We start from the raw sequence: 7,755 nt of genomic DNA on the forward strand, positions 1-7,755 counted from the left end.
GCGGGCATCGTGAAAAGTCTATGTCAAAGAAAGGGTTATGTTCTCATAATTGACGATTAAATCGCACCTTCCTTAGCATTCACGCCTTAAATACTTAATTTATTTTATATAAAACCGATTAATATTTTCCTCTGACGAAATTTTACGTGGTGAAGAATTGACCTTGTCTGCACTCTGTGCCTTAATGTCAGCGTCGCCCTTTTTTTAGGGTATACCTTAAGGAACCTTTTGTGAGTCAGGCAACCCCTATGCGAAAACGACATCGATTTGACAGTCGCATGACCCGTATCGTACTGCTTATTAGCTTTATATTTTTCTTTGGCCGTTTTATCTATTCCTCAATTGGTGCCTGGTATCATCATCAGGATAAGCTCCAGTCACAGCAAGTAAGTCAACCTATCGATTCTTCCGCACAACGCTAACGCACTGTTTTTATTATCACACGTCTTCACGTGGGCCTTGTCACATCACAGCATGACGCACCATCGTCAGGATCATCAGCGCGCCAAATCCGGCGAGGACGGCTCCGGCTACGCGCTCAATAATGTGCACATATGATGTGATACGCACCTGTATGGCGGACAATCCTATCAACGCCGCGATAGCCAGATTCCACACCAGCACCGCCAGGCTCATCCATGCGCCGGAGAAGACCTGTTGTGGAAAGGTTACCCCTGCACCGAGAATTGACGTCATTAATGCCAGGTAAAAAAGCGCATTTTTGGGATTGAGCAATGCAGAACCCAGCCCCAGCAGAAACTGTTTTCGCCACGACGGGCAGTCCATCCCGGTGGCGTTGAGCGCCAGGGCCTGTTTGCGGCTGCGTAACAGGTGCCCGCCAATCCAGATTAAGTACAGCGCACCAGCAACCTCAATCAGCCGAAACAGTATCCCATAATCCTGCAACAGCCGCCAGCCAAACATCGCCAGCACAATATAGACCGCATTGCCCAGCGCAATCCCTGGCCCAATCCCGACACTGCCCCGCAGGCGATAACGAATGGCATAACCGGCGAGTAAAAAGAAATCCGGACCGGGGCTCACCAGCGCAACAAAATGTGAAAGGGCAAGCAGGGGAAACGCAGCGGGAATAAATTCGGGTAACAGCGACATAGCAACCTCATCAGTAAAAGACGAAGTCACTGTATGGCGTTGGTCGGCTTAATTATTGTCTGATATTGATCGCCCCTGCGCGTACTGTCGGGGTGTGGAAGAGGTAAAACTGACGAACGTACGATGAAAATGGCTTTGATCGGCAAAACCGCTTTGATAGCCGACATCGGCGATATCGCTCCCTGCCCGTAGCTGCGCTTTGGCAAACTCCACGCGGGCATTATTGATCCAGGCACCGGGCGTCAGCCCTGTCGCGAGCTTAAACTGGCGAATCAGGGTCTCTTTGCGCAACGTATAACGCTGTGCCAGACAGTCCAGCGACGGAGGCTGCTGAATATCAGCCAGCAGTGTCGTTTGCATGCGGTCGCAAAACTCGGCGGGCTTCGCCGCAGCCTGCAAGCCAGGCAAGCAGACCAGCAGCACGCGTACCGCCTCATGCAACGCTTCGGTCTGGTTAGTCTCCATCAGGGCGATAATGCGCATAAAGGCGGTGAAAAACCGGGGATCGCGCAGCAGCGTTTGTCCACAATGAAGGCGTCCCTCCTGTGGAAACCCCAACTGTTGCAGGCACCAGGCCTCATCAAGATACAGCATATGATAACTGCGCGGTGCATTGCCTGCCGGGTTACAGCTGTGCGCTTCGCGCGGGGCAATCAGCACCATATCGCCCTGCCAAAGATGATGCTCGCGGCCACTGCAGCGTGTGACGGTCTCACCGTCGATAATCGCGCCAATCGACAGCTGAGGATGCTGGTGCAGTTTGTAAGCCTGCGTACTTTGTTCAGTGGAACGCCATTCAATCCACGGCACAAGCGGAGAGCGCCAGAAGCGTTGTTCAATATCCCGCGTTGTCATCTCTCCTCCGCATTATTCCGGCCTTCAACATTTCTACTTTTGTGCTACGCGCGTAAGCCACTCAGTATAGGCCGGGCCGCTTTGCACGGGAACATTTTGCTGATGGGCACTGAGATCGTCTTCCATGCCAAATATTTTCCAGACTAACGGTGCCAGCTGCGCCGCCGGGCTGTTTTCCTGCGTGGCGGTGCGCAGCAGTTCCAGCGTGCGCTTTTTATATTCGCCCAGCACCTCTGACTGGTAATCGAAGGCTTTACCCAGCCCGGAGAAATACATCAGCTTCGGCACCTGAACCTGCGGCCATTGCAGTGCCATATTCAGCGGCCACTCCAGCATTGTGCGCTCACCCCATAGTGCAGAGCGCGGCACCTGCTGATTGGCCACCAGCGTCAGCATAAACGCCTGCCCCAGCTCGCCAAGATAAATGCCCATCGCCTCATCAGACGGACGGGCGTAGAACGCATCCAGCGGCTGGGCATTCATCGACCCAATCTTTGCCAACAGCCGCTTTTCCAGGTTGAGCACCAGTGAACCCAGCTCCGACTGCGCTACCGTGCCGCTTTCAGTACTGCACAGGGTTCGCTGCGAACAATCCCAAAGGCTAAGCGTAAGCTGCCACTGGCGCTGCTCTCCCTCTCCCGAACATCCTATCTCCCCGGTCACGAAATATTTCATTTCTGGCGGGACAAGATCGAATAAACCGTTGCCATCAAATGCCTGGGTTGAGACGACTGGCCCGATGCCCGCTGCGACCTGAACATAACAACGGGCGGCGTAATCACTCCAGTAGTGGGCCGCTTCGGCAAGATACAGCGGGATGGCGCGGGTAAGGCGCCCCAGGTCATCCTCACGCTGCGACTCGGAAGGCGTGGCGTCATCACCGGTTTTGCTCAGCACAAAGAAGCCAAGGATGTCTGCTTCGTCCGGCTTCTGCGCGAAAAGCCAGTCGGCCTTACATAATCCGTACTGCCAGATCGGCTGCGAAAGGGCCAGGGTATTGATTTCCACCTCGCCCGGATCGGTGGGGGTGCCCTGCTCGTTTTGCTCGCGCATTTTCTGGAAGACATGGGCAGATTCGTCCAGATACTGTTTGAGCGGCGGAAAATCCAGCGCATACATCCGGCTCAACAGTTTTTCGCCTGCATCGGGGTTGCCCAGCTCCTGATAAGCACGTAGCAAGTTAATCCCGGCCATCGGATCGTGGCGGCGTTCGTCATAGACGGGGGCGATCAATTCGACCAGCAGCGGAATTTCGCCGTTTCTGCCCAGATCGCCGGAGATCATCATCAGCGAACTGCCGTCATATCGGCCTCCTGCCAGCACCTCATCATACAATGCTCTGGCGGCCGCAACGTCGTGATGTTCCAGGTGATAGCGCGCCAGCCAAAGCTGTGCACGCCAGGAGCCGGGTAGCGCCGCGACGGTACGAAGCCCCGCGACATACCCCGCATCCCCTTCCCGCTCCTGCTTAGTACTCGCCCACCAGAGCAGCCCGTTATCCTGATTCGGATCGGCTTCAATAGCCTGCCAGAGTAGTTCGTCGGCGCGGGCATCATCACCGCGCTCAGCAAACACTTTTGCCAGATTGGTCAGCAAAATACCCGTCGCGCCGACTTTATCTATCCCCGCCCGTAGCGTGCTTTCCGCCTCTGCCAGCCGGTTATTTTTCATCAGAACAATGCCCTGAATGGTATGGCTGCGCTCGGGATCGTCATCAATCTCAACCAGACGCGCGGCGGCAGGAATGAGGTCGGTAGCAAAACCATCGTTCAGACCGCCCAGGATTGCATCGTAAAGTTCTGCCGCGCTGCCCCACTTTTGTTCAAGCCCCGGCAGGAAAACGCTGTTGCGCCAGTCGCTGCGGGTGATATGCATCTGCCGACCGTTGGCGTCATAAGCCACGATCATCTCTTCCTGCGGCGGTTGTGCCTCTACGGAATTTGCCTGTTCTGGTTCAACGGGGGGCTGCGGTTTGTCTTTTTTGCCGGTCAGGCTGGAGAGCAGTTTTTTAAACATAGCGCGTGTCTGCCGAGTGAGATGAGCCGAAAGTCCGTGTTCCGTTTCGTGCAAAATGCTGATGGGTAATGCGCTGAACACTCAGCCAAAAAGGGTGGCACAAAAGTGGAACTGCGTCTAATGCCAGGAATGGTGGGGAGACTATCGGTTGGTTAGGCGTCTTTTCAAAATATCCTGCACATACTTCTCAATGACAATGTGATGCTCCCGACTTACCTGCGTAATGAAAGCCTGGAGTAAATCGCTCGTCGAATGGAGTGTATCAGACACCAGACTATCAAAATCGCTTTGCGTGAAACGGGGATTTCCGCGAAGTGTCGAATCCTGGAGTAAGGTATGAGCCGTGACTTCAAGGACGGCACGCCTGTAGCCATCGGAAAGCAGAATATCCAGGTCGGTCTGGCGAATATCAAACGTGAAGCTAAAACTGAGAAACCCGGAATCCACGGGCAATGAATAGCTTAGTTGCTCTCCGGTTTGCTCTACATGAGGTTCATATCCGTCCCCCATTAAACGTACAGGCTGCATAGCGCGAACTCCTTTAAATTTTATGTGGAATATAAGAAAACCGGCTTCTGATACCTGGTTAGCGACTGCATATTACATATCATCAATCTGCTAACCACACATAAAAAAACACCAGCAGCACGAGGCTTACTGGTGTCTTTAATTTCAACGTTTATGAGCAGAAGCGATAACGCTTATCCCCACTCCATTTTTTTACATCCGAAATTTCCGCTTTACATCAATGATGATTAAAATCCATATGGCGAGAAATACCATAGAAAATTCCATTGTCGTTGCATCGGATAGCCTCTGCTTCTGAGCGAACAAGGAAATTTTGATAGGCTCCTGGTCAGCGCTGCAATTTGCAATGGTGACGAAAAGCGAAGTTTGAGCGCCTCTATCAACAATCAAGGCCCTGAACCATAAACGACCGAAGGAGTTAACATGTCCCCGTTTCTCAAAACCGCCATCGAAGTCGGCACACACGAGTCGTATTACGCCCTTTGCGATGCTCATCCACTTCGTTCCGGGACTCCTAAAATCGGAGTTTCTGCTAAAAACGTGATGGCGGCGACTTCCGGACTCATTCAGCTGGAAAAATTGTCCGGCCCTGGCTCGGTTTATAAGCTACTGGCGCTGCCTGAGGGCGTCGGTTTGAATTTCATTATCCAGGGGCGTGAGATCGTTGAGACACATTTTCGAATTAACACTGCTGGAATTGCTGAAGAGGGATCTTTCGTCGTTCTCAGCAAAGACTTATTGCAAGTCTCCGGCTGCGAAAATCGCACACCGCCCTACCCACGCCCCGCATTTTACTCGATGGACGAGTTCGTAGACATTCTCCAGAGCTTTGATTTGATGATACGTAAATTAGAGAGAAGCATTCGATAACATCCAATAGGTCTTTGAATCTCGCTCGACAATTCACTCGGTGCAACGCTGTGCAGGGCCAAATTCAGTATCCCACCACACTGCGAGCGTCTTTCTGCTTTCCAGAGATTTTTTCATCCGCTCACGTTTAAAGTGTCTGGATTATCTGTGGCTATTCAATCTGATGGCCTTATCCAGACGGCACTGTCCTTTTAGCCCCTCAAAAGATCGACATCGAGACGTAAGAATATTCAAAATATCACTTAATTTATCCATATTCTTTAAATCAAAAAATCCATATATATTGGACATATAACTTTAAATGTCATTTAAAATTAAGTGATTAATAAATATTGTAACTTTTATGTTTTTTTGTGTAATTGTAAAGTCCATCACAAAAACGACGACAACAGCAAATTAGTCCATATCTTCGCATGTCACACACTGACGCTCTAGCCCAGTGCTGATTTACTTTCATTAGATACCTTATTTTTTGCAGGCAGGAAAAATGGCTTCTATAAGTAGTGATTCTGTAGTCTTACCGCGCGCGCTACGCGATACCCGGCGCATGAATTTGTTTGTTTCTATCTCGGCGGCTGTTGCGGGACTGTTGTTTGGTCTGGATATCGGGGTGATTTCCGGTGCACTTCCCTTTATCTCCGAACATTTTACGCTTTCCAGCCGTTTGCAGGAGTGGGTGGTCAGCAGCATGATGCTTGGCGCAGCGCTAGGTGCACTTTTCAATGGCTGGTTATCATTTCGTCTTGGCCGTAAATACAGCCTGATGGCAGGCGCAATACTTTTTGTCGCAGGGTCACTTGGCTCTGCTTTCGCCGAAAATGTTGAGGTGTTGTTGCTGTCCCGCGTGCTGCTGGGCATTGCGGTCGGTATTGCCTCCTACACTGCACCACTTTATCTCTCCGAAATGGCTAGCGAAAATGTGCGTGGAAAGATGATCAGCATGTATCAATTGATGGTCACCTTAGGCATTGTGCTGGCATTCCTTTCCGATGCTGCTTTCAGCTACAGCGGCAATTGGCGAGCAATGCTCGGTGTGCTGGCGCTGCCTGCGGTTGTGCTGATTATTCTGGTCGTGTTTCTGCCCAATAGCCCACGCTGGCTGGCACAAAAAGGGCGACACATTGAGGCGGAAGAAGTATTACGTATGTTGCGTGACACGTCTGAAAAGGCACGTGATGAACTCAACGAGATTCGCGAAAGTTTGAAGCTGACGCAGGGTGGTTTCCAGTTGTTTAAAGCTAATCACAATGTGCGCAGAGCCGTATACCTTGGCATGTTATTGCAGGCGATGCAGCAGTTCACGGGCATGAATATTATTATGTATTACGCGCCACGCATTTTTAAAATGGCTGGGTTTACAACGACTGAACAACAGATGATCGCCACCCTTGTGGTTGGGCTAACGTTTATGTTCGCCACTTTTATTGCTGTATTCACCGTCGATAAAGCCGGGCGTAAACCTGCACTTAAAATCGGTTTTAGCGTGATGGCTATCGGTACGCTGATCCTTGGATACTGCCTCATGCAATTCGATAACGGTTCACCCTCCAGCAGTCTATCCTGGCTTTCAGTCGGTATGACAATGATGTGTATTGCAGGTTATGCGATGAGCGCTGCACCGGTAGTAGGGATTCTGTGCTCTGAGATCCAGCCCTTAAAATGCCGTGATTTCGGTATTACCTGTTCTACCACCACAAACTGGGTATCGAACATGATTATCGGTGCAACCTTCCTGACCCTGCTTGACGCGATTGGCGCGGCTGGTACGTTCTGGCTCTACACCGCACTCAATCTGGCCTTCATTGCATTAACGTTCTGGCTTATCCCGGAAACCAAAAATGTGACGCTGGAACATATTGAACGTCGTCTTATGGCTGGTGAAAAACTACCTAACATCGGGATGTAATTTATCGTGCATCCGTGAACAGTAAAGCAGGTTATTGAATAAATTAGCCTGCTTTATTGACCTGCTCCCCGCGCATCAATCATATCAGCCCAATCTTGTAGCATTGATGCTCTTTGCTCTTGATATTCAGCTTTGTTGTATACCGCCCTCACCCCGTTCTGTTCGTGTGCCAGGCATTTTTCTATCCAGCCAGAATGGGAGCCGGCCTCATGCAGCAGCGTGTTCGCAGTACGACGGAGATCATAAGGTCCAAATATCCCCTCCAGCTCTCGGGCATGGCTGAGCGACACATATCCCGGGTAGAGCCAGGTATCGGCGTAATCCATGGCATACCGATGCATCATACCCATCAAAATACCACGGTCAAACTGTGCCAGATATTGCCAAAAATGATTAGATAGTGTCGTCACAAGATTTTAGCCCAGAGAGCGATGCATCTGATCTGGACGGCAGCGAGAAATGAGGCC

Annotated in this window: 7 protein-coding genes and 1 pseudogene; 3 read left to right on the forward strand and 5 right to left on the reverse strand. The window is 51.1% G+C overall.

Going from position 1 to position 7,755, the window contains the following annotated elements; all coding sequences use genetic code 11:
- Positions 1–230 precede the first annotated feature (230 nt).
- The gene (locus tag ACSZPU_RS21125) at positions 231–422 is read left to right on the forward strand and encodes a YfgG family protein (RefSeq protein WP_064572410.1); all 192 of its coding nucleotides are present in this window, start codon (positions 231–233) and stop codon (positions 420–422) included.
- A gap of 40 nt (positions 423–462) precedes the next feature.
- On the opposite strand, the gene ACSZPU_RS21130 is transcribed toward ACSZPU_RS21125, so the two are convergent.
- The 4 genes from ACSZPU_RS21130 to ACSZPU_RS21145 all read right to left on the reverse strand — a co-directional run bounded on the left by ACSZPU_RS21130 (position 463) and on the right by ACSZPU_RS21145 (position 4,512).
- Complete coding sequence (locus ACSZPU_RS21130; protein WP_499002852.1) at positions 463–1,113, reverse strand: LysE family translocator; 651 nt, start codon at positions 1,111–1,113, stop codon at positions 463–465.
- A gap of 48 nt (positions 1,114–1,161) precedes the next feature.
- Positions 1,162–1,968 carry an AraC family transcriptional regulator gene (locus ACSZPU_RS21135; RefSeq protein ID WP_499002854.1) on the reverse strand — a complete coding sequence of 269 codons (807 nt, stop codon included), beginning with the start codon at positions 1,966–1,968 and terminating at the stop codon, positions 1,162–1,164.
- A 33-nt stretch (positions 1,969–2,001) separates the two neighbouring features.
- The gene (locus tag ACSZPU_RS21140) at positions 2,002–3,984 is read right to left on the reverse strand and encodes a tetratricopeptide repeat protein (protein ID WP_499002856.1); all 1,983 of its coding nucleotides are present in this window, start codon (positions 3,982–3,984) and stop codon (positions 2,002–2,004) included.
- 141 nt (positions 3,985–4,125) lie between these two features.
- Positions 4,126–4,512: a hypothetical protein gene (locus tag ACSZPU_RS21145; protein ID WP_499002858.1), complete on the reverse strand. Its 387-nt coding sequence runs from the start codon at positions 4,510–4,512 to the stop codon at positions 4,126–4,128.
- Between the two features lie 423 nt (positions 4,513–4,935).
- Between ACSZPU_RS21145 and ACSZPU_RS21150 the strand changes: the two genes are divergently transcribed.
- Together ACSZPU_RS21150 and ACSZPU_RS21155 are read left to right on the forward strand one after the other, a co-directional pair.
- A complete protein-coding gene (locus ACSZPU_RS21150) occupies positions 4,936–5,382 on the forward strand; it encodes a hypothetical protein (RefSeq protein WP_499002859.1) in 447 nt (148 codons plus the stop codon).
- Positions 5,383–5,869: 487 nt separating this feature from the next.
- The gene (locus ACSZPU_RS21155) at positions 5,870–7,288 is read left to right on the forward strand and encodes a sugar porter family MFS transporter (RefSeq protein ID WP_499002861.1); all 1,419 of its coding nucleotides are present in this window, start codon (positions 5,870–5,872) and stop codon (positions 7,286–7,288) included.
- A gap of 53 nt (positions 7,289–7,341) precedes the next feature.
- Here the strand turns inward: ACSZPU_RS21155 and ACSZPU_RS21160 are convergent.
- Positions 7,342–7,542, reverse strand: a pseudogene (locus ACSZPU_RS21160) (tyrosine-type recombinase/integrase); the annotation flags it as partial.
- Between the last annotated feature and the right edge of the window lie 213 nt (positions 7,543–7,755).

Origin of the sequence: Phytobacter sp. V69 (assembly GCF_965644215.1) — a bacterium.
Taxonomy (GTDB): domain Bacteria; phylum Pseudomonadota; class Gammaproteobacteria; order Enterobacterales; family Enterobacteriaceae; genus Phytobacter.